The sequence below is a fragment of the Paenibacillus sp. USHLN196 genome (genome assembly GCF_037144955.1).
Classification (GTDB): Bacteria; Bacillota; Bacilli; order Paenibacillales; family Paenibacillaceae; genus Paenibacillus; species Paenibacillus xylanexedens_C.
On sequence record NZ_JBBCYH010000002.1, the window covers coordinates 228,877 to 254,462 of the forward strand.

22 protein-coding genes are annotated in these 25,586 nt (G+C 47.1%); 18 read left to right on the forward strand and 4 right to left on the reverse strand.

The window, feature by feature from the left end:
* Positions 1–96: 96 nt before the first annotated feature.
* Positions 97–573: an RNA polymerase sigma factor gene (locus WFI24_RS04305; protein ID WP_336759035.1), complete on the reverse strand. Its 477-nt coding sequence runs from the start codon at positions 571–573 to the stop codon at positions 97–99.
* Between the two features lie 211 nt (positions 574–784).
* Between WFI24_RS04305 and WFI24_RS04310 the strand changes: the two genes are divergently transcribed.
* From WFI24_RS04310 to WFI24_RS04385, 16 genes are all read left to right on the forward strand, one after another.
* Complete coding sequence (locus tag WFI24_RS04310) at positions 785–1,498, forward strand: response regulator transcription factor (RefSeq protein WP_145320987.1); 714 nt, start codon at positions 785–787, stop codon at positions 1,496–1,498.
* The gene (locus WFI24_RS04315) at positions 1,495–2,961 is read left to right on the forward strand and encodes a sensor histidine kinase (protein ID WP_336759038.1); all 1,467 of its coding nucleotides are present in this window, start codon (positions 1,495–1,497) and stop codon (positions 2,959–2,961) included. Before WFI24_RS04310 ends, WFI24_RS04315 begins: the two co-directional genes overlap by 4 nt.
* On the forward strand, positions 2,958–4,121 hold the full coding sequence (locus WFI24_RS04320) for a hypothetical protein (RefSeq protein ID WP_336759040.1): 1,164 nt from the start codon (positions 2,958–2,960) through the stop codon (positions 4,119–4,121). Before WFI24_RS04315 ends, WFI24_RS04320 begins: the two co-directional genes overlap by 4 nt.
* Positions 4,122–4,322: 201 nt before the next feature.
* Positions 4,323–4,994: an ABC transporter ATP-binding protein gene (locus tag WFI24_RS04325; RefSeq protein WP_336759042.1), complete on the forward strand. Its 672-nt coding sequence runs from the start codon at positions 4,323–4,325 to the stop codon at positions 4,992–4,994.
* Between the two features lie 30 nt (positions 4,995–5,024).
* Entirely contained in the window at positions 5,025–6,395 is a 1,371-nt protein-coding gene (locus WFI24_RS04330) for an ABC transporter permease (RefSeq protein ID WP_336759043.1), read from the forward strand.
* Between the two features lie 28 nt (positions 6,396–6,423).
* A complete protein-coding gene (locus WFI24_RS04335) occupies positions 6,424–7,500 on the forward strand; it encodes an efflux RND transporter periplasmic adaptor subunit (protein ID WP_336759044.1) in 1,077 nt (358 codons plus the stop codon).
* Positions 7,501–8,020: 520 nt separating this feature from the next.
* Positions 8,021–10,465 carry a glycoside hydrolase family 6 protein gene (locus WFI24_RS04340; RefSeq protein WP_336759046.1) on the forward strand — a complete coding sequence of 815 codons (2,445 nt, stop codon included), beginning with the start codon at positions 8,021–8,023 and terminating at the stop codon, positions 10,463–10,465.
* A 753-nt stretch (positions 10,466–11,218) separates the two neighbouring features.
* Positions 11,219–13,555 carry a rhamnogalacturonan lyase gene (locus WFI24_RS04345; protein WP_336759630.1) on the forward strand — a complete coding sequence of 779 codons (2,337 nt, stop codon included), beginning with the start codon at positions 11,219–11,221 and terminating at the stop codon, positions 13,553–13,555.
* Between the two features lie 369 nt (positions 13,556–13,924).
* Positions 13,925–14,938: an AraC family transcriptional regulator gene (locus WFI24_RS04350; RefSeq protein WP_336759047.1), complete on the forward strand. Its 1,014-nt coding sequence runs from the start codon at positions 13,925–13,927 to the stop codon at positions 14,936–14,938.
* 189 nt (positions 14,939–15,127) lie between these two features.
* Positions 15,128–16,633, forward strand: coding sequence for an alpha-glucosidase/alpha-galactosidase (locus tag WFI24_RS04355; RefSeq protein ID WP_336759048.1), 1,506 nt, complete (start codon positions 15,128–15,130; stop codon positions 16,631–16,633).
* Between the two features lie 221 nt (positions 16,634–16,854).
* Positions 16,855–17,214, forward strand: a complete 360-nt coding sequence (locus WFI24_RS04360; RefSeq protein WP_336759050.1) for a PadR family transcriptional regulator — start codon at positions 16,855–16,857, stop codon at positions 17,212–17,214.
* The gene (locus WFI24_RS04365) at positions 17,211–17,906 is read left to right on the forward strand and encodes a permease prefix domain 1-containing protein (protein WP_336759051.1); all 696 of its coding nucleotides are present in this window, start codon (positions 17,211–17,213) and stop codon (positions 17,904–17,906) included. Before WFI24_RS04360 ends, WFI24_RS04365 begins: the two co-directional genes overlap by 4 nt.
* Positions 17,903–18,460 (forward strand): DUF4825 domain-containing protein, encoded by a 558-nt coding sequence (locus WFI24_RS04370; protein WP_336759053.1) that lies wholly within the window; start codon positions 17,903–17,905, stop codon positions 18,458–18,460. Before WFI24_RS04365 ends, WFI24_RS04370 begins: the two co-directional genes overlap by 4 nt.
* A 131-nt stretch (positions 18,461–18,591) precedes the next feature.
* Complete coding sequence (locus WFI24_RS04375) at positions 18,592–19,362, forward strand: amino acid ABC transporter substrate-binding protein (protein WP_336759055.1); 771 nt, start codon at positions 18,592–18,594, stop codon at positions 19,360–19,362.
* A 112-nt stretch (positions 19,363–19,474) separates the two neighbouring features.
* Entirely contained in the window at positions 19,475–20,134 is a 660-nt protein-coding gene (locus WFI24_RS04380) for an amino acid ABC transporter permease (RefSeq protein ID WP_253430947.1), read from the forward strand.
* Between the two features lie 33 nt (positions 20,135–20,167).
* A complete protein-coding gene (locus tag WFI24_RS04385) occupies positions 20,168–20,923 on the forward strand; it encodes an amino acid ABC transporter ATP-binding protein (RefSeq protein WP_336759059.1) in 756 nt (251 codons plus the stop codon).
* Between the two features lie 82 nt (positions 20,924–21,005).
* On the opposite strand, the gene WFI24_RS04390 is transcribed toward WFI24_RS04385, so the two are convergent.
* Positions 21,006–21,218: a hypothetical protein gene (locus WFI24_RS04390; protein WP_336759061.1), complete on the reverse strand. Its 213-nt coding sequence runs from the start codon at positions 21,216–21,218 to the stop codon at positions 21,006–21,008.
* A 275-nt stretch (positions 21,219–21,493) separates the two neighbouring features.
* Here WFI24_RS04390 and WFI24_RS04395 point away from each other — a divergent pair, with 275 nt between their 5' ends.
* Positions 21,494–21,835 carry a DUF4190 domain-containing protein gene (locus WFI24_RS04395; protein ID WP_336759062.1) on the forward strand — a complete coding sequence of 114 codons (342 nt, stop codon included), beginning with the start codon at positions 21,494–21,496 and terminating at the stop codon, positions 21,833–21,835.
* A 195-nt stretch (positions 21,836–22,030) separates the two neighbouring features.
* Here the strand turns inward: WFI24_RS04395 and WFI24_RS04400 are convergent, their stop codons facing one another.
* Positions 22,031–24,217: a YhgE/Pip domain-containing protein gene (locus tag WFI24_RS04400; RefSeq protein WP_336759631.1), complete on the reverse strand. Its 2,187-nt coding sequence runs from the start codon at positions 24,215–24,217 to the stop codon at positions 22,031–22,033.
* 77 nt (positions 24,218–24,294) lie between these two features.
* Positions 24,295–24,873 (reverse strand): TetR/AcrR family transcriptional regulator, encoded by a 579-nt coding sequence (locus tag WFI24_RS04405; RefSeq protein ID WP_062837398.1) that lies wholly within the window; start codon positions 24,871–24,873, stop codon positions 24,295–24,297.
* Between the two features lie 305 nt (positions 24,874–25,178).
* Here WFI24_RS04405 and WFI24_RS04410 point away from each other — a divergent pair, with 305 nt between their 5' ends.
* Complete coding sequence (locus WFI24_RS04410; protein WP_336759063.1) at positions 25,179–25,541, forward strand: hypothetical protein; 363 nt, start codon at positions 25,179–25,181, stop codon at positions 25,539–25,541.
* Positions 25,542–25,586: the final 45 nt, after the last annotated feature.

Below are 25,586 nucleotides of genomic sequence, written 5' to 3' on the forward strand. Positions count from 1 at the left end.
ATTGGGTCTTTTGACATATCTATAGGTAATTCGATCCTGTCTTTATTTATCCGATCTACCCACGTATATTGATTTCGGCATTAAAAAAGCCATCTCTTATGAGATGACTTTGGCCCGAATTCGATTGACGGCATGGAAGACAGAGGATTTAATCATACCTTCACTGCGATTCACCAGCTCTGCCGTTTCCTTAATGGAGTATCCGTGGATGAGACGCAGCTCCAATATTTTACGATGTTCGGTGTTGTTAATATGGGAGACCAGATCGTCGACCCCTTCATTAATTTCAAGATGGGGTGTATCGAGGTGATGGGTAGGTACTTCCAGACGACTGTCTCGTCTAAGTGTACGGGTCCGCCTACGGAAACTGTCCATGGCAAGGTTACGGGCAATGCGTTTGAGATAATAAAGAAGCCGATCTTCAGGGATATCAACGGTGACGTTCATTAGTCGAATGAAACAATCCTGAGCCAGATCTTCTGCATCTTGCGGTTGTTTGACGATATGGGATAGATACCTTGTGATTTCTGATTTATAGTTGATATAAGCTTCATTAATTCGTGTGCTGTTCATATGATGTGAATCCCCCTTGGATACAGATCAGGCTTGGGTCCGGTCTGGTATGAGTCTCTTATGATCCAAGTATATCGGGAGGTTGTTTCCAAAAGGTTCAGAATTGTATCGGAGTTGTAACATTTCGTGCTTCCCTCTATTCAAGCATACGGCTTGGGATACAAAATATAGGCAGATGAAATTCATAGAGCAGGGAGATTACGAGGGTATCATGAGACAAAAAGAGATTTTGATTATTGAGGACGAGGAGTCCATTCGCGATATTTTATCCTATTCGTTACGTAAAGAAGGATTCGGAATCAAGGAAGCAGCTACGGGTAAAGAGGGTCTGAATCTGCTTCGGGATTCGAAGCCGGATCTGATCCTGCTTGATCTGATGCTGCCAGACATGAGCGGTTTTGATGTGTGCAGACAATTATCTGTGAACTCCAAGATACCCGTCATTATGATCACGGCCAAGTCAGACATGCTGGATAAAGTACTTGGCATGGAACTGGGGGCGGATGACTATATCACGAAGCCTTTTGATATCCGTGAGGTGGTTGCACGCATTCGGGCGATCTTTCGCCGGATTGATCTCATTAGCGAGACACTGGAGAATCAGTCCTATGAGGTGGTCAGGCTCGGCAAGCATATTGAGATTCGCAAGGATGAACGGGAAGTGTGGAAGGACGGGGAACGTGCAGGACTCACGAATAAGGAATATGATCTGTTGTTATTCCTCGTGACCCATCATCGGAAGGTGCATACACGTTCTGAACTGCTGGACAAGGTGTGGGGATTTGATTTTGCAGGGGATACCCGAACCGTGGACATTCATGTGCAACGGATTCGCAAGAAATTGGATAGTGGTGTGCAAGGCATTTCGATGATTGAAACGGTATTCGGTGTGGGGTACAAGCTGAATATTCAGGTGCAGACATGAAGTGGACGATCCAGTTCAAAATGGTGGTGTTATTCTCGGTCATCGTTTTTATTGGATTCTCGGCTCTGCTGATTCTGTCCAATAAGGTGGCACAGGAGAATATGTACCGGGAAGTACATGAGGACATGGTGCAATCCAAAAGAAATCTGGACATCGCACTGAACCAGTACTTCCTGATTCATAACAAACGCATGAGCAGAGACACGCTCGAAGCAGGGAGCCGCGAGCTTGCGGAGCAGATTGGTTCAGCCGTTGGAGGGGAGATTACAGTATTTCGTCCTGATGCCTCGTCATACGGATCGGTGGGCAACGAGGTTAACGTGGCTAAGCGGTCTGACCATCCTGATATGGAAGAAGCCAAACACTCCCGAATCGCGTACACCACAGTTGTGGATAAAGGCCAGGTCACGGCTAGTCTGTCCTTCCCGCTCCAGATGGATCAACAATTGATTGGAATCGTACAGATGGAGAAGGATTATACGGATTTGTTCAAACGCAACCTTCGTTTTCAAAATACGATCAAGCTGTTCGCAGCGGTTATTTTCGTATTTTTATTTATCGCATCTATCTTTATTTCCCGGAAAATTACACAACCCATCCGTGTACTCACGAAACGTTCTGCGGAAGTGGCCCAAGGGAGTCTGAATGCAGACATCCAGATTACCACCAAGGATGAGATCGGTGAACTGGCTTCAAGCTTCACCGTCATGATTGATCGGGTACGGGAGCAGATTGATGTGATTGAGCGGGAGCGGGACGAAGTGAAACAAGTGCAGGCGCGAAGCAAAGTCTTTTTTGACAATGTGACGCATGAATTGAAGACACCGCTAACGACGATTCTGGGTTACGCCCAGATTTTGCGGGATAACGGATTCACCGATCAGGACTTTTTTGACAAAGGCATGAATTATATTATCAAGGAAAGCCAGCGTCTCAACACGATGGTTGCTGATATTCTGGAGGTGTCGGTCTCGTCTGCGGTCATTCAGGCGTACCGATTTGAACGTATAGATGTATCGGTCATCATTCGTGAAGCTTGTGAGGACATGTCGATTAAGGCGGGCAAGTACAATATAGGCATCCACTATGAGCTGGAAGAAAACCAGTATCTACAAGGAGATCGGGATAAGTTGAAGGAGGTCTTCCTTAACGTTCTGGATAACTCGGTCAAGTACAGTGATGTGAATTCAATCATCGAGGTGCAATCTTTCCGGTTGGCTGATGTCATAGCTATCGTAATTCGTGATCAGGGAGAGGGTATTGGTGCCGAAGCACTTCAGCATGTATTTGAACCTTTTTACCAGGATAAAGAGATCAATAGGGCGGAGAAAGGCAGCGCGGGGCTCGGCTTATCTATTGTGAAGAACATCGTTGAACGTCACGGAGGAACAGTGGAGATGAAGAGTATCATGCGTCAAGGGACACAAGTAAATATCAGTCTTCCGGGGGAAATGAACACATGAGACATCCCGGATTTTGGCGTAAAAACCGCGACAGATTAATGCTGTCAGGGCTGTTAATTGCATTTGTCAGCGGAATCTTCGGGATTGGTAGCCTGTTCAGTATCGCGAACCTCAAACCAAGAACCGTAATTTTGTCAGGTGAGCAATTCAATAGCCGTCTGGCGCCGCCCCCGAGCAGTACAATTCAGATCGAGTCAGCTACCAAGATTCCAAATGACTTTCCGATCTTTGATTTTGAAGTGGTAGACCGGAACACGATTATATTAAATCAACTGGAATCTTCCTATTCCAGGCTTCAACTGTCTCTCTTGCATCTGGATGATAATGAAGTGAAGAGTATTGCGAGTAATACGGATTACGGTGTAGCGATCAGCCCGGATCACAAGAAAATCATATACTCCCAGTACCGGGTGGGTCAGACGCAGAAGACGACGTATGAGTATGTGATTGAGAATGGGGAACGTCGCAAGCTTCCGAACGACAACTCCTATTATAGAGTGTTTGTAGGGAACGAATCCTACATCGGTCAGGATGATCTCTTATTCAAACAAGTAGATCTGAGCCAGGGGACGAGTCAAGTCATCTACACATATGATGAGCTGATGGACATGTTCACAGGACCAAGACAAGGGAAAAGTTCGAATGATACGTTTATCGTGATGGATGTCTTGCAGGTTAGTGAAGACCTGAAACAGTTTTATATGCTGGTGATGCTCAAAGACAATTATGCCATCTATCGTGTATCGCTTGAGGACGAGCATGAAGTGAAGGCATATGCTGTAATGGAAGACATTCAACAATTCAAGTTACTGAAAAGTGGTGACATGCTCATCCAGGGAACGATGAATAAGGTACAGGGGCTGTATCGGTATCGTGCAGCACAGGAGCAGTATGATCTGGTATTAAAAGGTTCCATCTGGAACTTCGAACTGGATGCAGAGGAATCTCGAATCGCTTACTTTTATCCGATGGATAATCAGAATCAGAAGAATGAGTTGCATATTGCCTACCTGAATGACAGCAAGCTTTCGTCGGATACGGTGATCTACCGCAATATTGATAACTTCATCAATCTGAAATGGAATGACGATGAGCTATTTGCAGTGGGCAGCACGATGGATAAAAGTGAGATGTACCGCTTTAGTTTTAGAGCCTGGTAAGCTGCGAAAGGTATACGAATATAAGACCTTGGTCTGGATGGAGCTGGCGATAGCTACTCTGCGGACAAGGTCTTTTGTTTTGATATTTTACAAGTTGGATACAACTCCGGCCAGCCCGGATACATCTCCACCCTATAATAAAAGGGAATGTGCGACGCGAATCTATACATATTCAGCAAGTAGAAAGGAAGACATGCAGTAATGCTTCAAGTTGAACAATTATCCCACTCGTTCCGCAATGGCCAGGGAACCGTGCCGGTTCTTCAAGATATCAACCTGACGATTGGAGAAGGCAAGATGGTGGCCCTGCTGGGCAGTTCGGGTTCAGGCAAGTCTACACTGCTTAATCTGATGGCAGGGCTGATGAAACCGGATCAGGGCAAGATTCTAATCGCGGGACAAGATATTGTACGTTTCAGTGAGAACCGCCTGGCTGAGTTCAGGCGCAGTCATATCGGGTTTATTTTCCAATCCTATGAGCTGCTGTCTAATCTTACGATCCGGGAAAATGTAGAGTTACCCTTGGTGTTCATGGGCGTAAGCCCTTCGAAACGCAAAGCAAAAGCATTGAAGCTGTTGGAGCAGGTTGGACTGGGTGAAAAAGCAAACTTGTTCCCGTCTCAGTTGTCGGGCGGTCAACAACAACGTGTCAGTATTGCACGCTCGCTCATTACCGAACCCTCGGTGATCTTTGCAGATGAGCCGACAGGAAATTTGGATACCGAGACGGAGGAAGAGATTATTGCGATTTTGCAGCAGCTTAACCGGGATATGAATACAACCTTCGTCATTGTGACACATGAAGCAGAGGTCGCCGAGCAGATGCAGGTCGTGCTTACCCTGCAACATGGAATATTGGTTGAAGAGGCGTAAGGGAAGTTTGAGGCAAAAAGGAGAGGAAATGTGAGAATACGGGATGTAGCACGTATGGCTTGGGGACAGATCATTCGCCGAAAAATGGTCACATTGCTGTGCATGATGGGGCTGTCCATCGGCTCTGCTGCCATGATCATTGCACTTAGTGTGGGGCAGTCCGTGCAGACCTATAGCGAGAGAACATTAAACGATAATTACAAGATGGATGAGATTACGATTACGCCCAATGAAGGCATTCGTACGGGCAACGGCAAGGGGAGCAGTCAGACATCGAAGTTTGAACGGGGCGCGTTGACGTTGGAAAAGATTCAGATTATCCAAAGGCTTCCCCATGTGGTTGCCGTGGCTCCCATGTTAAAGCTGGATTCGCTGGAAATGGTGCTTCCAGATGGTCGCAGTACTTATGTTGAAGTCATTGGTACACAGCTTGAGACCCTGGGCGGGTTTGGATACAAGTATGCTGAGGGGCGTGGTGCGGAAGATGGTCGTATGGCGGTGACCAGTTATGGGACCGCATTCGGACTCGTAGATCCCAAAGTAACTCAGAAGTTATTCGAGCAGTTGAATGCTGATCCATATAACAATACGCTTTTGGAAGAGTATATGACGATTGCATCGAAGCAGGATCAGCTCGTCCAGCAGCATGTTCAGTTTCGATATGAAGACTTTGTGAATGCGGGCAAAACCAGAATGAGCGGCTCCATACGTGTATCTGGAGAACTAATGAAACCTTCCAATATGGATGATATGACTGCTCAGGGTGACAAAAAAGTATATCTGCCACTCGATACAGCTCGTGCATTGCAGGATGAGCTTGGATTGCAACAGGCAGACAATAGTGCGGCCAAACATCTTAACTCGGCCTTGGTCAAGGTAGAGGATAAACGCTATGTATCTCAGGTAGAAGAACAGATCCAAAAGCTAACGTTAAACACACAGAGCAATCTGTTCCAGGAGGAAGCGATGGCAGGCCAACTGGCGATGTACCAAAAAGCGGCATTGGGCATCGGTGGTTTTATCATGCTGCTGGCCTCGTTGTCCATTATTGTGGCAATGATTATGTCTACGCATCAGCGGCGTAAGCAGATTGGTGTGATGAAGGTACTGGGTGCGAATCTGTGGCAGATCCGCCAGATGTTTATTACGGAAGCAGCGATGCTCGGATTGATGGGTGGCGTGGCGGGTGTCGGTATTGCCTTTGCTGCCCTCGGCGGGGTAAACAGTCTGTTGGCGAGTCAGATGGCAGACCAGGTGAATGGTCCGATGACCGTCGTTATTCAGCAGTCTGCTCTGCCACTGGGTATCGTTTTTGCTGTTCTAGTCGGTATTATCTCTGGGATCTATCCGGCAATCAGCGCATCCCGGACCAATGCATTAACTGTGATCAAATCGATGTAATTTTATCAGCGAAAGGGAAATTGGGCACATGAAGAAATGGATTAAAATCATCATCACCGTTATACTTTTGGCAGGTGCGGGGTACTGGCTGTATGAAAAGTACAAGCCCAAACCGGAGGCACCTGTTGAGATCCCGCCCCCGATTACCTTTGATGTCACACAGGAAACGATGACGCAAACGATACAGGTGAAGGGGAAATCCGTATACACCGATCAGACGGATATCTTCGCTCCGTATGCTTCCAACATCAAGCAGTGGCACGTGAAAAGTGGTGAGTCGGTGAGCAAAGGCGATATCCTGTTTACCCTCGACACGTACGCATTACAAACGGAAGTAGAGCAGTTGCAGAGCGATTTGGAGAAAGCTCAACTGGAAAATAAGATGAATCAGGTTAGCCTGGATCAGGCCAATATGAGCGAGTCGCTTGGCGTGACAGAAGAAGAGCGCAAGAAGGCATTTGCAGACCGGGAAGGCAAACGCCTGACGAATGAGTTGAATCAGAAAGCGCTGGTCCTCAAGGAGAAAGAGATACAGAAAAAGCAGGCAGTAATAAGCAAGTCTATTGTCTATGCTGCTGCTTCCGGTATATTTCAGATGAATGAAGAGGACAGCAAGACACGTGCGGTGACGGAAGGACAGCTAATTGGGTCTATTACGAACATCAGCAAGCTGAAATTCATGACGATTGTTGGCGAGGAGGAAATGTTCAAACTCAAGGTAGGAATGCCAGTGAAGGTGCGAATGACAGCGCAGAAAGACCTGCAATTCACCGGGAAGGTGAGTAAGGTGTCCAAATTTGCGCGCAAGAGTACCGATGCGGACCTCAAGCAGGCTTCCCAGTTTGACGTGGTCATTGATCTGAAGCCGGATGCCAGAATGTATGGAGGCGTGAGTCTGGAAGGGGATATCGAGACGATCCGTAAGGACAAGGTGACCGTTGTGTCCAGCCTGGCGATTATGCGGGATCAGACTGAACCTTATGTTTTATTGGATAAAGGGAACGGACAGACAGAGCCACTGACCATCCAGGCTGGAATGGAGTCGGGAGACAAGACGGAGGTGGTTAGCGGGTTGAAACCGGGAGATATTGTCGTTCTGCCCTAGACAAGCGGTCGATTCGACCTTAATCAACGGGAGGTTCATTGTGGCATATCGCCAGGATGGGCCTTTTGTGTCGTTTGGGGCAAGGGATGCTTAGATTCCTGCCTGAAATATGGAAAAAAATATAATTAAATTTATATAATTCAATTTACAGTAATATTTACATGTCGTATAATCAGAACATAAGGAGGTGAACACCGAACATCGTGATCGTAGATGGGTAGGCGAATACCTTTTTTTAAACCACTTAAAGAAAGCGCTTACCACGTTGGAGAGTCAGATATCCCTTAATCCCTTTTCACACTTCTTCATGTCCAACACACATTCAACCACACCCACCACATTATACTCACATGTTCGACCCCACACACGGTATATTCACTCAAGATTCCAGCTACGCAACTATTTCTTTTGGAGGTGATACAACCAACTCATCCGAACGTTCTCTTCGTGCTAAGCATCATAATGACACAGAGGATCAGACATGAGTGCAACCCAATCTAACTAAAGGAAAGGTGGAACTATGAAGACTAAATTGAATACCAAATCGAGAGGTAAGAAGATCCTGCGCAAAGGTGTAAAACAAATGCTGGCAGCAACGCTGCTCGCGGCGGGGATTTTTCCGGGAATGTCTCCAGGTCTGACTCAGGCTGCTGAAGCACATGTGGATAATCCATTTGTGGGAGCCACGGCTTATCTGAACCAGGATTATTCGGCTCTCGTGGATACGTCCATTGCGCTTACGAATGATACATCGCTGAAGGCAAAGATGGAGACGGTCAAATCGTATCCAACGGCAGTGTGGATTGACCGTATAGCTGCGATCTATGGCGGCGCAGACAATGCTGGTCGCAAAAGCGTTGAGCAGCATCTCGATGCCGTTCTCGCCCAAAAGAAACCTGGCACACCAATAACCGCTTCATTTGTTATCTATAACCTGCCAGGTCGGGATTGTCATGCACTTGCATCCAATGGTGAACTTCCACTAACACAGGCTGCGCTGCAGACCTACAAAACGGATTATATTGATGTGATCGCAGATATTTTCGCAGATCCGAAATATCAGGATATTCGTATTGTAGCGATCATTGAGCCGGACAGTCTGCCTAACCTTGTGACCAATCTGAGTACTCCCGCCTGTGCACAAGCCAGCTCAACAGGTATCTATGAAGCTGGGGTCAAGTATGCTCTGGACAAGCTGCATGCCATTCCCAATGTGTACAACTACCTGGATATAGGCCACTCCGGCTGGCTCGGATGGGACAACAACCGTAGCGGTGCGATTGCCCTGTATACTGACGTGGTAAATGATACAGCAGCAGGTTTGCAGAGCGCAGATGGTTTTATCACCAACACTGCAAATACGACGCCTACCCATGAACCGAATCTGCCTAATCCGGATCTGAATATTGGTGGACAACCAATCCGATCCTCCGATTATTATGAGTGGAACCCGTACTTTGACGAGACGGATTTCACTGCAGCGCTTTATTCTGGATTTGTACAAGCAGGATGGCCAAGCAGCACGGGCTTCCTGATCGATACCAGCCGTAATGGGTGGGGCGGGGTAGACCGTCCAGCATCTGCTACGGGCAGCAACATCAATGATTATGTGAATTCTGGACGTGTAGATCGCCGGGAGCATCGGGGGAACTGGTGTAATGCCAGTGGTGCAGGTATTGGTGAAGCACCTAAGGCTGCACCAGGACCAGCGCATTTGGATGCTTATGTATGGGTGAAACCTCCGGGTGAATCCGATGGCTCCAGCTCCGAAATTCCGAATAACGAAGGCAAAGGTTTCGACCGGATGTGTGATCCAACCTTCACAACTCGGGATGGTGTATTAACAGGTGCATTGCCTAATGCTCCGGTATCGGGTCACTGGTTCCATGATCAATTCGTGGCACTGGTGAAAAACGCATTCCCTGTACTGCCTGCCAGTAACGGTGGAGGCAATCCTCCGGGGGGAACAACAGCTCCGGCAGCACCAGCAGCATTGACGGCTTCTGCCGGTAACGCCCAGGTCTCCTTGACGTGGACTGCTTCTACAGGGGCTACAAGTTATAGTGTTAAGCGGGCACTGAGTGCATCAGGTCCATTCACAACGATTGCAGCCAATGTAAGTGGAACATCTTACAGCAACACCGGCCTGATCAATGGTACAACCTATTATTATGTGGTAACGGCAACGAATGCAGTAGGTGAAAGTGTTAACTCTGCAACAGCAACAGCTACACCCGTTGCAGGTGTAACGGCGCCAGCTGCACCGACTGCTCTCACAGCAACCGCAGGCAATGCACAGGTGAGCCTGACGTGGACCGCTTCTACAGGTGCGACAAGTTATAATGTGAAACGGGCGCTGAGTGCATCAGGTCCGTTCACAACGATCACGGCGAATGTGAGTGGTACGTCCTACACCAACACTGCCCTCACGAACGGCACAACGTATCATTATGTGGTAAGTGCAGTGAATACAGCAGGGCAAAGTGCCAATTCCGCTGTAGCTTCCGCGACACCTCAAAGTGTCGTTGTACCGACCAGTGATCTTGTCCTGCAATATCGTGCTGGAGATACCAATGCTCAGGATAGCCAGATCAAACCGTATTTCAACATCAAAAATCTGGGCAGTACTGCTGTGAATCTGAGTGATCTGAAGATCAGATATTACTTCTCCAAAGAAGGCTCGGCTGCGATGGATTCTGCCATCGATTACGCTCAAGTGGGTGGAGCCAATATCCAGCGGACCTTCACAGACTCGTATGTGGAGCTGAGCTTCACATCTGGCGCTGGCAGCATTCAGGATGGTGGACAGACTGGAGACATCCAGCTTCGCATGTACAAAACAGACTGGTCCAACTTTGACGAGAGTAACGACTACTCCTTCGATCCAACCAAAACATCCTATCAGGATTGGAACAAGGTAACACTCTATCAAGGTGGAAACCTGGTGTGGGGCATTGAGCCTTAAACTTTACTTGTAATTGTCTTAACCGCGATCCTCAGTGTGTTAGAGGATCGCGGTTTTTGCTATTCAGGCGGGGCTATCCTCTGGTCATAAAAATGATCAAGGGACAGCCCTATTTCTTTTCTAACGAACAGAGGGCACGCTATTTAGTTGAATTGATACAGTTGAAAATTCTAACGAATCGTAGACACGCTATTCAGTTGATTTAGGTGGATTTTGAGCCCCTTAGACCCTTTTTGGTCCAAATAAGGTTACTGAGATTCGTTAGGATTCGTTGTTGGAGTTTAATGCCCCAATAGGGTGTGTGAGATTCGTTAGAAAAACTTGGCGGTGAGCTTAAATCAAACTTCAGCCTGAACGGTTCATCGGTTTGATTTCCCAAATGAATCCTAAAAACACTGATTATTAATCGTTTTGGACGGATATTTGCCTAGGGTCTGACAGGCAGGATGTCTATAATAGAACCCGATGGGCGGGATTCCCTCGCTCGGATTGGAAAGAGAATGGAAGGGGGACCGCACTCCGGTAGTCGGGCAAGCTGATTTCTCTTTTTTACTTTTGTAAGCGCAATCATAAAATGTGGGATCTTCCTTTAAAGAGGGTCTTACGAATGATCGAACGTCTAATCCTCATCGATGTGTATAAGCGTCACCTATTCTGTCTCAAGGAGCGTGAAAGTGGATGAACTCAGAAACAACATCGCCGGTACAAAATGGATCGGCTTCAGGTCGGCAATCCGGTCGCAGGAAGGCACGTATGCCACTTGCAGCAAAGGTGCTTTCTTCGGCACTCAGCGTAGCTTTGCTTGTTGGGGGAACAGCTGGCGTTACGGGAGCAGCAGCTTCGAACGGTAATGGGGCGACGGAGGCTAGCCTGCAATCACATAAGGGAGGCGGTCACGTGAAAGAGATTCAACTGGAATATCTGGATCGGGGACTGGTGGCTGCTTCGACATCTGAAGGGGTGTTTCTCAGCTGGAGATTGCTTGGTGACGAGGCCACAGGGTACAGCGACAAAGGGCTGACAGGTACGGACTTTAATGTCTATCGTGATGGTAAAAAGATCGCAACCGTCACGGACAGCACCAACTATGTAGATGCCACCGGCATATCATCGTCTCGTTATGAAGTGGCAGCGGTGAACAAGAAGGGCAAGGAGAGCAAACGCAGTGCATCTGTCAAACCATGGGCGAACGGCTACGTGGACATTCCATTGCAAAAACCGGCTGATGGCGTGACACCAGCAGGAGAAGCCTATACGTATTCCGCCAATGACATGAGCGTGGGCGATGTAGACGGGGATGGCCAGTATGAGTTTTTCGTGAAATGGGACCCATCTAACGCCAAGGACGTATCTCAAAAAGGGTACACCGGTAAAACCTACATTGATGCTTACACCCTGGACGGACAATTGCTGTATCGGATCGATCTTGGGGTTAACATCCGGGCGGGTGCTCATTATACACAGATGCTTGTTTACGATTTTGACGGGGATGGCAAGGCCGAGATGATGTTCAAGACCGCTCCCGGTACGAAGATTATTAAATACAACAAAAAAGGAAAAGTGACATCCGAGAAATATATCACGCTTCCCAAGCAGGATCGCAAGGCAGGGTACTCGAACGAAGATGATTATCGTTTGAGTGCTGACGGTTACTATGATCACGTGGTGGATATGTTCAGGAACTGGCATAAACACGATGAGGTTGTGAAGGGGAACTGGCCTGCGACATTGGAAGAGGCTTTTGGGATTGAGAAAAAATATAACTACCCATTATCTCAGCAGGATGCCGAGAGCCTGGCCGACTACTTCATTGATGTATATGCGGTAGAACGCAGCAACCGCAATGAGCTGCGTAAGTTCGAAGGTTTTATCGTGGATGGACCGGAGTATGTTACGGTATTTGAAGGCAAATCAGGCAAGGAACTAGAGACCGTTCCATATGAACCTGAGCGTCATGATGATGGCCTGATGTGGGGCGATTATGCGATGGCACGGATTGAACCGGGGAATCGGGTAGACCGTTTCCTGGCAGGCGTGGCGTATCTGGACGGCAAGAAACCGTCCGCAATCTTTGCACGCGGATACTACACACGTTCGACGATGGTTGCCTACAATTGGGATGGCAAGAAGCTGAAGAAGGAATGGAAAGTGGATAGCGGCTGGACACCGATGAAAAACCCGTTCAATGACGGGCCACACGGCGTAGATGGTACAGATCCAGAGTACGGCTCCATAACAACCCAGGGAGCGCACTATTTCAGTGTGGCGGATGTGGATGGAGATGGCAAACAGGAGATCATCTATGGCTCTGCCACGATTGATCATGACGGCAGCGTGCTGTACAGCTCCACAGACCTGATGCCTGCCGAGAGTGCTGCGCCGGGAACGATTGCCCGTCTGGGTCATGGGGACGCTCTTCATGTGGCAGATATCGACCCGGATCGTCCGGGACTTGAGATTTTCATGGTTCATGAGGGTGGTCCTTGGGCGCCATACGGCTATTCCCTGCGGGATGCGAAGACCGGAGAAGTCATCTATGGTGGGTACACAGGGAAAGATACCGGTCGCGGCATGGTGGGGGATGTTGATCCGACTCGTCGTGGACTGGAGACATGGGCTGTAGGCTTGTGGACAGCTAAGGGTGAGAAAATCAGTGATCAGATGCCGGGAACGAATATGAATATCCGTTGGGCTGCCGATATGACGACACAGATCGTTGATGGTGCGATTGATGTTACCCCAACCATCAAGGATTGGAGTCGTGGTACGTTGCTGACCGCAACAGGCACATTGACCAACAATCACACGAAAGGTACGCCTTCTCTCGTAGCTGATATCTTCGGAGATTGGCGGGAAGAGATGCTGGTGAGAACCACCGACAGCTCAGCGATCCGCATCTATCTGAGTACCGAGAAGACAGACCGCAAGCTGTACACGCTCATGCATGATGCGATGTATCGTGTGGGTATTGCCGGACAGAACAGTGGATACAACCAGCCTTCCTATCCGTCCTTCTACATGGCATCGGATATCGACTGGTCCAAAGTAACGCTGCCTAAGTTCTACAAGCCAGGTAAGGGCGGAAAGTAAGCAGGCCGGAGTAATAATAGCTAGCAATAGCAACATAACATGTGTTCAAGATCAGGCTGTAACGTAACGCAGCGTCGTTAGTTTTAAGAGTTGGCATCGAAGCTTGGAAGCTCTGGAGCTCCAATGTGTCTCGGCACATGGAGGTTTCAGAGCTTTTTTCACATTAGGATCTGCGGATAGAGCTTGGCGTTTTCCCAGCCATCCATGTTACGTCATTCTTTTACATCGTTGGAGTCTAGATGCTCGGTAGCATTTATCTAATTAAATAATGCAATGATGGTTTTAACGAAGACAGTTTATATTCAACCTACAGAATTGCTACAATGGAGAAAAGTGAGGATTGATCGTTGTAGAAATGGGGGTATGGACATGAGCATTGCGAAGCGCTGGACAGGAAGCCTGTATCAGGAGGGACTACGAACGGAGGATTGTGGACCGCGTTTCTATGCTTACTATTACAAGCAATGGGACAACTACCGTATGTCCTATCACCAACATGATTCCACGGAGATCATGTACATTATTTCGGGAATGTGCCGGGTGGATGTGCAGATGCCAGATGGGAGTTCAGAGCAGACTATTTTGAAAAAAGGACAGTTCATCATGCTCGACGCAGGTGTCCCGCACCGTTTGCTGGTGGAAGATGGTGTCCCTTGCCGTATGCTCAATGTGGAGTTTGGGTTCTCAGGCTCGCCTCCCGGACAGCTATCCATCCGTCAGCTCGCGTTGGAAGAGGAAGAAGTCCATACTCTACTCACTAATGCTTCGCCATATCTGGTACTGCCTGACCCGGAAGAGGTGTATCACATTATGAAAAGTCTGGTGTTGGAACTCGACCAGCGCGGTCTGCTGGAGCAAGGAAGGTCGTCTGTATCGATAGGAGTTATTCCTACAGAGGAAAGGGCACAACATCGCGAAGCTCGGAATCTGTCGTCTCCCGAACAGGGAATGCTGGTGCGTACACTGTTTATCCAGTTGCTGGTCCGTGTTGCACGTCTGCGCGGAGAAATGAGCCGGAGTGCCCCAGATCAGGCCGAGCTGTATGTCAAACGAACCATTGAATTCATGCATCACAATATGGATCGCAATATTCAGATGAAGGATATCGCGGCAGCAGTCAATCTGCATCCAGGCTATTTACATCGCATTTTTCGTCAGCACACGCAGCGCACACCGACCGACTACCTGACGATGCTTCGCATGGAGAAGGCCAAGATGCTGCTTCAGCAGACCAATATCCCGATTTCAGAGATATCCGATTATGTCGGTGTAGGCAGTCGTCAGTATTTTCATATGTTATTCAAGAAATATACAGGCTCGACGCCAGTTGAATTTCGCTCCTCTATGGAACGACATGTTAGTCAGTACCCGTCGGATGAATGAGCCGATTGCAGTTATTTTCGAATATATCTCGATTAGTGGAACTGGCGCGTAAAAGTTAGGATTTTTGACAACAAGATCTTGAACAGGTCATGATTTTGATAACGCTTCCCCTTTTGCCGTTGGTACAATGATTTCATGAAGAGAGTCATTAACCGAAGCGAAAGATTCGGATTAGGGGAGGACATAGACATGTCGTTTAAAGTGGCGTTTATCGGGGCAGGAAGTATCGGATTTACACGGGGATTGCTAAGGGATTTGCTGACGGTACCAGAGTTTGACAACATTGAAATTGCGTTCTGCGATATTAACCAGCACAATCTGGACATGGTGACTGAGCTGTGTCAGCGGGATATCCGTGAGAATGGATTGAATATTCAGATTCAGCCGACAACAGATCGGAAAGAAGCGTTAAAAGATGCGAAGTATGTACTGTGTACAATTCGTGTTGGGGGACTGGAAGCATTTGCAACAGATGTGGATATTCCACTGAAGTATGGGGTAGATCAATGTGTCGGTGACACGTTGTGTGCGGGTGGCATTATGTATGGACAACGCGGAGTCGCCGAGATGCTGGATATCTGTAAAGATATTCGTGAACAGAGTGCACCCGACGTGCTGCTCTTGAACTATTCCAATCCGATGGCGATGCTCACATGGGCATGCAACAAGTACGGCGGTGTGCGGACGATCGGACTGTGTCATGGCGTACAGCATGGTCATCATCAGATTGCGGAAGCTTTTGGCTTGAAAAAGAGTGAAGTGGATATTGTCTGTGCCGGCATCAACCATCAGACCTGGTATATCCAGGCTTCTCATGAGGGTAAAGACCTTACAGGTGATCTGCTCGAAGCTTTCGAGAAACATCCAGAGTACAGCCGCACCGAGAAAGTACGGATCGATATGCTGAGCCGCTTCGGTTACTACAGCACGGAATCGAATGGTCACCTGAGTGAATATGTGCCGTGGTACCGCAAACGTCCGGAAGAGATCAACGAATGGATCGACCTGGGCAATTGGATTAACGGAGAGACAGGTGGGTATCTGCGGGTGTGTACCGAGGGACGCAACTGGTTTGAGACTGATTTTCCTAACTGGATGAAGGATGAACCGATGCAATTCGTTCCGGAGAAACGGGGTGAGGAGCACGGTTCGTACATTATTGAAGGGCTGGAGACGGGGCGTGTCTATCGTGGACATTTCAATACCGTTAATCATGGAGTAATCTCGAACCTGCCGGATGATGCGATTATTGAGGCACCGGGATATGTGGATCGCAACGGGATCTCTATGCCGCATGTAGGGGATCTGCCACTTGGCCCGGCTGCGGTATGTAATGTGAGTATTTCCGTGCAACGTCTTGCGGTTGAAGCCGCGGTGAACGGAGATGACAAATTACTTCGTCAGGCGTTCATGATGGACCCACTCGTGGGTGCCGTGTGTAATCCAAAGGAGATCTGGCAGATGGTCGACGAGATGCTGGTTGCCCAAGCCCAGTGGTTGCCGCAGTACGGAGATGCGATTGCTGCCGCGGAAAAGAGACTTGCTGCTGGCGACCTTATTCCAACGAAGGAATATGAAGGTGCAGCACGTCTGAAGGTGAAAACGGTGGAAGAAATGAAACAGGATCGCGATGCTGCCAACAAAAACGCGGGTGAATCCGATAAAGGGAAAGATCGCGAGAAAGTGCAGCAATAGATAAAAGTGAGTAAGGGCTTCTCCGATGGAGGGGCCCTGTTTGTTTTTTTATTTTTTTGCCACCACGGATAACAAAGACCCCATATCATCCAGACGAAAAGCGAGAGAGGAATATTGCTCATTGCAATGCATCATTACCATACGATACATATTACCTTTACAGACATAGTAATATGTCTTATAGTATACGCAGGACGGAAGAAAGTCGGTGAATATCGCAGATGGATGCGCAAGTGATTAATAGTGATCTGATTCGGGGCAACATTGATCCCATCATTCTAAGTGTACTTATACCAGCCGATAACTATGGCTACAGCATTATTAAGGAAATCTATCGCAAGAGCGGAGAACAGTTTGAACTGAAGGAACCTACGCTTTATTCCAGTTTGAAAAGGCTGGAGAAGAGTGGATATGTGGAGTCTTACTGGGGGGAAGAGACGCAGGGAGGACGACGCAAATATTACCGAATTACCGTGCAAGGTCTCGAAGCATATAGAGAGCAGGTTCAGGCTTGGCAGGCAGCCAAGGCACTGATTGATTGCATGATTGTAACTGGAGAAAAAGGAGATGAAGACCTATGAGATTGGAAGCTCGCATCACCCGTCATGTGAATCGTTTGTTCGCTCACGCACAAAATACATTGGACAATCGAGAATTAAAAGAAGAGATTCACAGCAATCTTGCTGCGCGGATTGACGATTATATCTCGCAGGGGATGAGTGAAGAGAAGGCGTTCCAGACCGCCATTCAGCATATCGCTGGTATGGATGAAGTGATGAGTGACCATCGAAGGGTACAACGTGTTCCTTACTGGACAGCGTTGTTGCAGTCTGCCCTGATTTATAGCCTCATAGCCTGGATCATTACCATTCCAATGAGAGTGCTGATGCAAGGCTCCGCCATAAACAATCTGCTTATGATCGTGAGTCTCATTGTTGGTGGCACGTATGTATTGTATCTGTTGATCAACAAGACGAACGATTCTGCAACTTCTGTGAAAACCACGGTTATTCGAATCCCTGCCTTAGTGCAGTGGAATCGCAGAATATGGTGGTTGTGGGCGGCATTAATACTCGTACTATGGGGAACGCAGGCAGCGTTGCGATTCGGAAGCAACATCTGGTTTAATCGACCCATTCAGGTGGATGGACCCTATCAGTTTGCAGTGATCGTCATTGCCTTTGCCATCCCATTACTGAGTGTTATTATTCCTTTGGTGGTGCATCGGGCGTATCGGATCGTTAGTAAGTATGAAGTGAGTGATGCGTTATGAGAATTAGAAACATATGGATTATAACACTTGTTGTGTTGGGCATCATTGGCTTAGTGATTGTTGAAGGCTTCGTTAATCCGAAGATCGAGGCGAAACAGGCTCGGTACGAGGAAGAGCAGCAGAATCCGCTGACACATGATTTTGCCGCTTTAGCCAAATATCGCAGTCCCTACATGGGTGATAATTCAAACCTTAGTCATCTGAATCAGGCTTTACCTTTACGTGAAAGATTGAATGGTTACCAACTGTACCCGGAGACGTTCACGGTCCAAGTGAATTATAGCTTGGATACGCGTGAGATGGATGCAGAGGAACTTGAGCGGATACTCGTATATAATGCGGTTGCGAACTTTGTTATGATCGATAATCTGGAGCAGATCGTCTACCAATTAGAGAATACCAGCCATACCTTACGTCGTGAATCTGCCCAACAATGGACAGGTAAGGAATTAAAGAAGCTTCAGAACCCGGAGCTATGGAATTCAACTGTACGCGAGAAGCTGGTAGAACCGGCACAAGTGAAAGAGGCTTTTTCACAGATTGTTGACAATTAAGCTGCATGAAATAGAAGGAAATAGGCAAGATACTCGACTCTTCTCCCATGCTATGTTATTATAAGTCTCTGATAACGTGGTAACGAACTAAAGCGTTTGGGTTTGGATATAGACATGGAGGGGTTCGAGAGATGAGAAAAAAAGCGATTCTACTATTATTCATCAGTATATGTGTGTTGATTGTTGCTGGTTGTTCCAGTTCCGCAAGCAAGGATGAGAACAAGATTGTTGTAGGAATTGATGATAAGTTTGCTCCAATGGGCTTCCGAGACGAGCAGAATGAAATTGTAGGTTTTGATATTGATTACGCAAGAGCTGCAGCGGAGAAAATGGGTAAAGAAATCACATTCCAGCCGATCGACTGGTCTTCCAAAGAATCAGAGCTGAACAGTGGTCGGATCGACATGATCTGGAACGGGTACACCATTACAGATGAGCGTAAAGAGAAAGTGCTTTTCACGAAGCCGTATCTGGAAAACAGTCAGGTAGCCATTACATTGGCAGACTCACCAATTACGAAGCTGGATGAACTCGATGGCAAAAATGTGGGATTGCAGGCGCTGTCCTCAGCGGCAGATGCACTGGCAGCAAGTCCCCTGAAGGATAAAGTGAAAGCTTCCGAATTCAAGGATAACGTGCTTGCACTGACGGACTTGAAAACGAAACGTCTGGATGCGGTCATCATTGATGAAGTGGTAGCGAGATACTACATGTCCAAAGAAGAGGGAACATTCAAACTGCTGGATGAATCTCTTGCACCGGAACAATATGGCATTGGTATCAAAAAAGGCAATGAAGAGCTTCTGAATCAGCTGCAAAAAGCACTGGATGAGCTGAGTGCAGATGGAACAGCAGCTAAAATCTCCACCCAATGGTTGGGTGAAGACAAGGTTCTGAAATAGGCAGGTTACACACCTGATATATAGTTTGAAACAAAACGGACCCCGTATTCCATGCTGGAGCGATTCATGCCCCAGAGGAATGCGGGGTTAACAGATTAGAGGAGACAAAATAATGAGTTGGGATTATCTATCGACCATTTTAAAACCTATGCTAGAAGGTGCACAGACCACGATTTTCATGTTCTTGCTCGCGATCGTGCTCTCTGTACCGCTTGGATTTGCGGTAACGCTCGCCATGAGAAGCCAGATTAAACCGCTGGCATGGATTGCCCATACGTATGTATATGTGATGCGAGGAACACCGCTACTGCTCCAAATTCTATTCTTCTGCTTCGGTTTACCGTTGCTTCCGGTGATTGGAGAGTATCTGGTGTTTGATCGCTTTGTAGCAGCGGGAATTGCGTTCATCCTGAACTATGCGGCGTACTTTGCTGAAATCTTCAGGGGCGGATTGCTGTCCATTGATAAAGGGCAACATGAGGCAGCAAAGGTACTTGGATTAACGAAATGGCAGACGATGACCAAAGTCATCATTCCGCAGATGATTCGTGTAGTATTGCCTGCAACGGCCAATGAATCCATTACGCTCATCAAGGATACAGCGCTGCTCTATGCTGTAGCTGTACCTGAGCTGTTGTATTATGCTCAAGCGGCGGTGAATCGCGACTTGCAGCTGATCCCTTTCTTTGTGGCAGCGATTATGTATCTGCTCATGACACTTGTACTTACGTTGTTGTTCAAGGCACTTGAGAAGCGGTTTTCATTTGAATAAATTAAATCTGATCAATCAAAGGACTGTCTGCATATGACACATATAATAGAAGTAAATCAGTTGAGAAAATCATTCGGTACACTTGATGTGCTGAAGCAGGTATCCTTCAACGTGGAACCAGGCGAGGTGATTGCGGTGATTGGGCCTTCGGGTTCGGGTAAAAGTACGATGTTGCGCAGCCTGATTCATCTGGAGGATATTTCGGGCGGAACGATTCGCATTCAGGATCAGACGTTGGTCGATAATGGCCGTTACGCAGGTGCTGCGGATATACGCAAGATGACGGATCGCATGGGTATGGTGTTCCAGCATTTCAACTTGTTCCCGCATCTGACCGTACAAGCTAATCTGGAACTCGCACCGAAGACTTTGAAAAAAGAAAGTTCAAGCGCCATTAGGCATCGCAGTCTGGAATTGCTCGGTAAAGTAGGGCTGTCGGACAAGGCTGATGCCTATCCAGCCAATCTGTCCGGTGGACAGAAACAGCGTGTTGCTATCGCTCGGGCACTGATGATGCAGCCAGACATTCTCCTGTTCGATGAGCCAACATCGGCACTGGACCCGGAGCTGACCGGGGAAGTACTACGTGTAATCAAACAACTTGCACAGGAAAATATGACGATGATGATTGTTACGCATGAGATGGGCTTCGCCCGTGACGTTGCGGATCGCGTATTCTTCATGGATAACGGCGAGATCGCTGAGGCAGGTCCACCAGAGCAGATCTTCGGCAATCCGAAGCTTGCACGTACCCGGACATTTTTGCAGCGGGTGGAAGTGGAGAGGTAGAAGAAACCTCAAATTATATAATGTGAAAGAACGCAATCCTATGAGTAATAAGGGATTGCGTTTTTTTTTTGAAAATAATGGCTTATGTCCACAGATATATGTTCCAGACGATCAATACCAGCGTCAACACGATATAAGTGATTACATTCCAAAGGGATCGAATTCTAAAAGTCGTATAACTCATGATTCCAAACAAAACAATGCTAAAACATAGTACAGCTACATTATTTCGATAAACAGCGATGACCACAAGCATCAAAGTCATAAGTATATTCAGTACTTTATCTATTTTCATAAATGTCGATCCCCCTAATATAATCCAAAAAGATATTACTACTATAATAGTATCTGTATGTTAGAAGAATTATTTGTTTGGATCATTGTAGTGATAAATGGATTCTAAACTTCATACTCTTGGAGTACACTGTGGAAACTTATACTTCAATTTTAGTGTACAGATGATGAAAATAAAATAAAACTAATAATAATTCATAGTTTACAAATTATGGAGGTGACTATTTCTATTAAACTATTATAATGAAATTACTTAATAAATAGGGAGGATTTACCTTGGAACATCGCGAGAATGAGGTGAATCGTTATTATAACGATTCACCTTCACCACCACCTTATGTAGTACCAAAAACCAATAGCAAATCGATTGCAGCTCTTGTCTTGGGCATACTGTCCATCATGATTCCATACGTGGGATTATTGATTGGTATTGTTGCTATCATCATTGCCTCCGTATCGCTCAAAGAAATTAAGAACCGTATGGAGCAAGGGAGAGGATTAGCCATTGCTGGCCTTGTCTGTGGAATCATCAGTGTAGCTTTATACTTATTACTGATTGCGTTCGTGCTGTTATTTACTTTCGCTATCTCGAGTTCTGATATGTACTCTACATACTAGGAAAAGGAATAGGAATAATATCGATGCTATTCATCACTAGAAAATGCTTACCCTTGGCTCCATGCAAGGTGATTTTCTTAGATTTTTAAACTAACAAAAGCACAAAGGCATATCTCTTTACGCCAGACTTGCTGTCATTCAGCGAGTCAGGGCAGGGGATATGCCTTTATCTATTTTAATTTCCCTTTATCGGTACTATGCGTGAATCGCGACTTCACTGCTGACGTTTTCATTCTCCGTGGTGCGATGCATCAGGAAATACGTTAAGGTTCCTCCGAGACCAATCACCGCGAAGATGCACAGAATGCCGATCTGATCCCAAGCCACGCCGAACTGTCCACTAGAGATGACTGCTTTATATCCCGTTACCGAATAGGTCATAGGCAGCCAAGGGTTGAATACTTTCAGCCAATTTGGAATTAGTTCGAGCGGGAAGGTGCCCGCACTGGTAGTAAGCTGGAAGATCAGCATCAGAATCGCGAGGAAACGTCCCGGATTCTCCAGCCAAGTCACCAGTGCCTGAATGATGTACATGAAGCTTAGACTGGTAACAAAGCTGAACAAGAGGAACAATGGAACGCTCTGAACATCCAGACCCAAGCCGTACAAGACCAGCCATGAAGCAAGCAGAGACTGTACAGCACTCATCAGCGTGAAAGCCAACGTTTTACTCACAAAGCGATTCCAGCCACTTGCCTCGCTAACCGTGCTGCCGCGTGTTGGTACAACCAGTGTGGCAATCAATGCCCCGACAAACAGCCCGAGTGACAGAAAGTATGGCGAGAATCCTGTACCATAATTAGGAACCTCGTTATATTTATGTTCATCAACATGAACAGGCTCAGCATACATCTTTACCAGTTCATCCGTCTTTTTCACACTAGCCGTCTGCTCAGCTGCTTCATTCAGTTTGGTGGCGAGTTCGCCAGAGCCGTCTGTTAGCTTAAGCGTACCTTCTTTTAACTGACCAGCACCGTCATCGAGCTTATGTGAGCCATCTGCAAGGGTTGAGATTCCGTCTGTAAGCTGGCTTACACCCGCAACCAGCTTGCCTGCACCAGCATCCAATTGACCTGAACCATCCGCAAGTTTGGCTCCTCCAGCGGCAGCTTCGGATAATTTGGAATTGAATTGTTGTAGACCAGTCGCAAGCTTTTCTTGTCCGGCGGATAATTGCGTGGCTCCTTGTACCAGTTGTTGTTCGCCCTGTACCAACTGGCTGCTGCCTTGATGCAGTTGCTGTTGTGCAGTGTACAGGTTTTGGCTGCCTGCAACCAATTGCTGTCCGCCCTGATACACCTGTTCGCTGCCAGCGGCTACGGCCTGACTTGCTGCCAGGAGCTGCTGCACAGCCGGACTTGCGGCCAGTTCCGGACTGGCTTCAGCTAATTGGGCAAGGCCTTGTGCAACAGCTTTGGCACCTTCGCTTACTTTACCACTGCCCTCAACAGAACTTTGCAGCCCAGCAGTCAGCTTCGCACTGCCTTCCTCGGAAGCCGCCAGTCCTGCATCCAGCTTAGCTGCGCCTTCCTGAGCAGATTGAAGACCAACCTGTAGCTGTTTGCTGCCTGTCTCAGCCTGGGTTACTCCATCACCCAGCTTCGTGGCTGCTGCTGACAATTGGGACAGCCCACTGGACAGGGCACTCGCGCCATTATGGAGATCACCAATGCCTTGGGCGAGAGTAGACGTACCTTCTTTTAACGGAACTACGCCCGTTTCGAGCTTGTCTGTGCCTGCGGCCAGTTTGGATAGATTCTCTTTTAATGTAGCAGCACCCTCATCCAGCTTGATCGCACCATCATGAATCTGACCTGCGCCATCCCCGGCATCCGCCAAACCTCCAGAGATTTTTTCTACCTGATCCAATAGCGTTTCGGTATATGATTCTGTGACTTTGGCAGCGACTTTGGAGCGAATTTGTTTGACTGCTGTCCCGCCAATCTGACCTGCAAGGAAGTTGTATCCTTCATTGGGTTCATAGATCAGATCTGCCGGCTCAGGGTGTTCATCCATCAGGGTCGTTGCTTTGGTGGAAAAGTCCTCCGGAATCACAATGGTCATATAATACGTGTTGTCTTCCATACCTTGTTCTGCTTGTTCGCGAGTGACGAATTGCCAGTTGAAATCATCACTTTTTTTCAATTCATCGACCAAATTCTGACCGACCTCCAGGGATTTGTCGTTGTAGACTGCGCCCTGATCCGTGTTGACCACGGCTACAGGTAATTCATTCATTTTGCCATAGGGGTCCCAGAATGCATTCAGGAACAGGCCGCTATACAGTACCGGTATGAACAGTACGACAAGAATCGGAATACATACTTTTGGTTTCTTGAAGGCGGACTTCAGATCCTGCCCAAATACGTGGAATGATTTCATCATGTTCTCTCCCTATCCTTACGCTAATCCATTTGTTCTATCTCTATTATGTTTTGAATCTAGTGGCATGCCTTTCTCTACGTGGGGGATAAGCCATTCTTGAGAAAGAGGCCCACAAAATCCTTGATCTGATCTTTGTGCAGTGTAGGATGCGCTTTGTTCCAATCCGAGGTTAAGGTGACATACAGCTTCAGCAGGACAAAAGAAACCAACTTGGGATCATCCCTGCGAATCTGCTCTAGCTCCATGGCACGGCTCACTTGACGCTCCAAATATTCGAGAATGGCTGTCTCCACTTTCTGCAAACCTTCCTTGGCCTGCGGCGTACCGAACTCATTGACCTCCTGAAAGAGCTTGATTAACAGCTCATGTTCCTCCCGGTACTCCAGTAAAGAATCCATGCTCATATGCACGTTATCCAGAAAGGAGTTCTCTTCCTTCACTGTCTGCTCCGTAATCTGTCTCATATCCGCAATGATCGAGCGCAGAATCTCACTGAACAGTTCTTCTTTATTCTCGAAAAAAGTATAGATCGTTCCCTTGCCTACATTGGCAAGTCTCGCAACCTGCTCCATCGTTGTGGCTTTGTAGCCAAACAGGGCAAAGGATTTCTCGGCAGAGTCCATCACCTGTTGCCTTCGATCTATCGTTTTCATGACATATACACCTCCTTGTAGGTTGAAAGGATAATGGTAAGGTAACTCTTTGGTGACCGATTTACCATTATGGTCAGTTGGTCGTTGATAACTGTAGCACTTGAGGAGGGGAGGTGGATGTGATCATTGTCATAGTGTGGGCTGAGAAATGAAAACAATAAATGAGTAAAAGAAGTACGGATGAGAATTTACTATAATATGGAAAAGTGTTAGATATATCAGTTATAGAGTTGAATAGCTATAATAGCAAAGGGGTAGCGAAGAAACAGTGAATTATAAAATTCAACAAAGAATGAGGAATATGTATGGAACACGTTTTATGGACGATCTATCTTGGGTTGCTGGGCACAGCATCACTCTCGTATTTTTTAAAAGGGATGTACGAGTCAAAACTTAGCAAAATAGATTTTGTCGTATCCGTCATTACATGGATAGGGCTGCTAGGATATGTTACGGAAACGGCTATTCTAAATCCTGCTGTGTGGAAATTTATTACCGTGGCAGCTTTGTTATGGGATTTATTATTCGCGATGCTTTTAAAGGATTACGAAGGGAAAGAAATTTTGGGTGGATTACCGATTATGATGAGGAGAGTTTTGATGTTGATAACATTAGTTATCGGGATTGGACCTTTATACTATGGGCTGTTTAGATATGCTTTCTCTTAAGGGGGGAATTTTCTATATATTTTCTGAACAATGTAACTTGTTGGT

Excerpts from the sequence above, each read along its gene's own strand:
- WFI24_RS04305 (WP_336759035.1), bottom strand. The coding sequence starts at position 573 with ATGAACAGCACACGAATTAATGAAGCTTATATCAACTATAAATCAGAA.
- WFI24_RS04345 (WP_336759630.1), top strand. The coding sequence starts at position 11,219 with ATGCCACTTGCAGCAAAGGTGCTTTCTTCGGCACTCAGCGTAGCTTTG.
- WFI24_RS04335 (WP_336759044.1), top strand. The coding sequence starts at position 6,424 with ATGAAGAAATGGATTAAAATCATCATCACCGTTATACTTTTGGCAGGT.
- WFI24_RS04375 (WP_336759055.1), top strand. The coding sequence starts at position 18,592 with ATGAGAAAAAAAGCGATTCTACTATTATTCATCAGTATATGTGTGTTG.
- WFI24_RS04365 (WP_336759051.1), top strand. The coding sequence starts at position 17,211 with ATGAGATTGGAAGCTCGCATCACCCGTCATGTGAATCGTTTGTTCGCT.
- WFI24_RS04350 (WP_336759047.1), top strand. The coding sequence starts at position 13,925 with ATGAGCATTGCGAAGCGCTGGACAGGAAGCCTGTATCAGGAGGGACTA.
- WFI24_RS04315 (WP_336759038.1), top strand. The coding sequence starts at position 1,495 with ATGAAGTGGACGATCCAGTTCAAAATGGTGGTGTTATTCTCGGTCATC.
- WFI24_RS04410 (WP_336759063.1), top strand. The coding sequence starts at position 25,179 with ATGGAACACGTTTTATGGACGATCTATCTTGGGTTGCTGGGCACAGCA.
- WFI24_RS04325 (WP_336759042.1), top strand. The coding sequence starts at position 4,323 with ATGCTTCAAGTTGAACAATTATCCCACTCGTTCCGCAATGGCCAGGGA.
- WFI24_RS04340 (WP_336759046.1), top strand. The coding sequence starts at position 8,021 with ATGAAGACTAAATTGAATACCAAATCGAGAGGTAAGAAGATCCTGCGC.
- WFI24_RS04360 (WP_336759050.1), top strand. The coding sequence starts at position 16,855 with ATGGATGCGCAAGTGATTAATAGTGATCTGATTCGGGGCAACATTGAT.
- WFI24_RS04320 (WP_336759040.1), top strand. The coding sequence starts at position 2,958 with ATGAGACATCCCGGATTTTGGCGTAAAAACCGCGACAGATTAATGCTG.
- WFI24_RS04405 (WP_062837398.1), bottom strand. The coding sequence starts at position 24,873 with ATGAAAACGATAGATCGAAGGCAACAGGTGATGGACTCTGCCGAGAAA.
- WFI24_RS04380 (WP_253430947.1), top strand. The coding sequence starts at position 19,475 with ATGAGTTGGGATTATCTATCGACCATTTTAAAACCTATGCTAGAAGGT.
- WFI24_RS04390 (WP_336759061.1), bottom strand. The coding sequence starts at position 21,218 with ATGAAAATAGATAAAGTACTGAATATACTTATGACTTTGATGCTTGTG.
- WFI24_RS04370 (WP_336759053.1), top strand. The coding sequence starts at position 17,903 with ATGAGAATTAGAAACATATGGATTATAACACTTGTTGTGTTGGGCATC.
- WFI24_RS04355 (WP_336759048.1), top strand. The coding sequence starts at position 15,128 with ATGTCGTTTAAAGTGGCGTTTATCGGGGCAGGAAGTATCGGATTTACA.
- WFI24_RS04400 (WP_336759631.1), bottom strand. The coding sequence starts at position 24,217 with ATGAAATCATTCCACGTATTTGGGCAGGATCTGAAGTCCGCCTTCAAG.
- WFI24_RS04310 (WP_145320987.1), top strand. The coding sequence starts at position 785 with ATGAGACAAAAAGAGATTTTGATTATTGAGGACGAGGAGTCCATTCGC.
- WFI24_RS04385 (WP_336759059.1), top strand. The coding sequence starts at position 20,168 with ATGACACATATAATAGAAGTAAATCAGTTGAGAAAATCATTCGGTACA.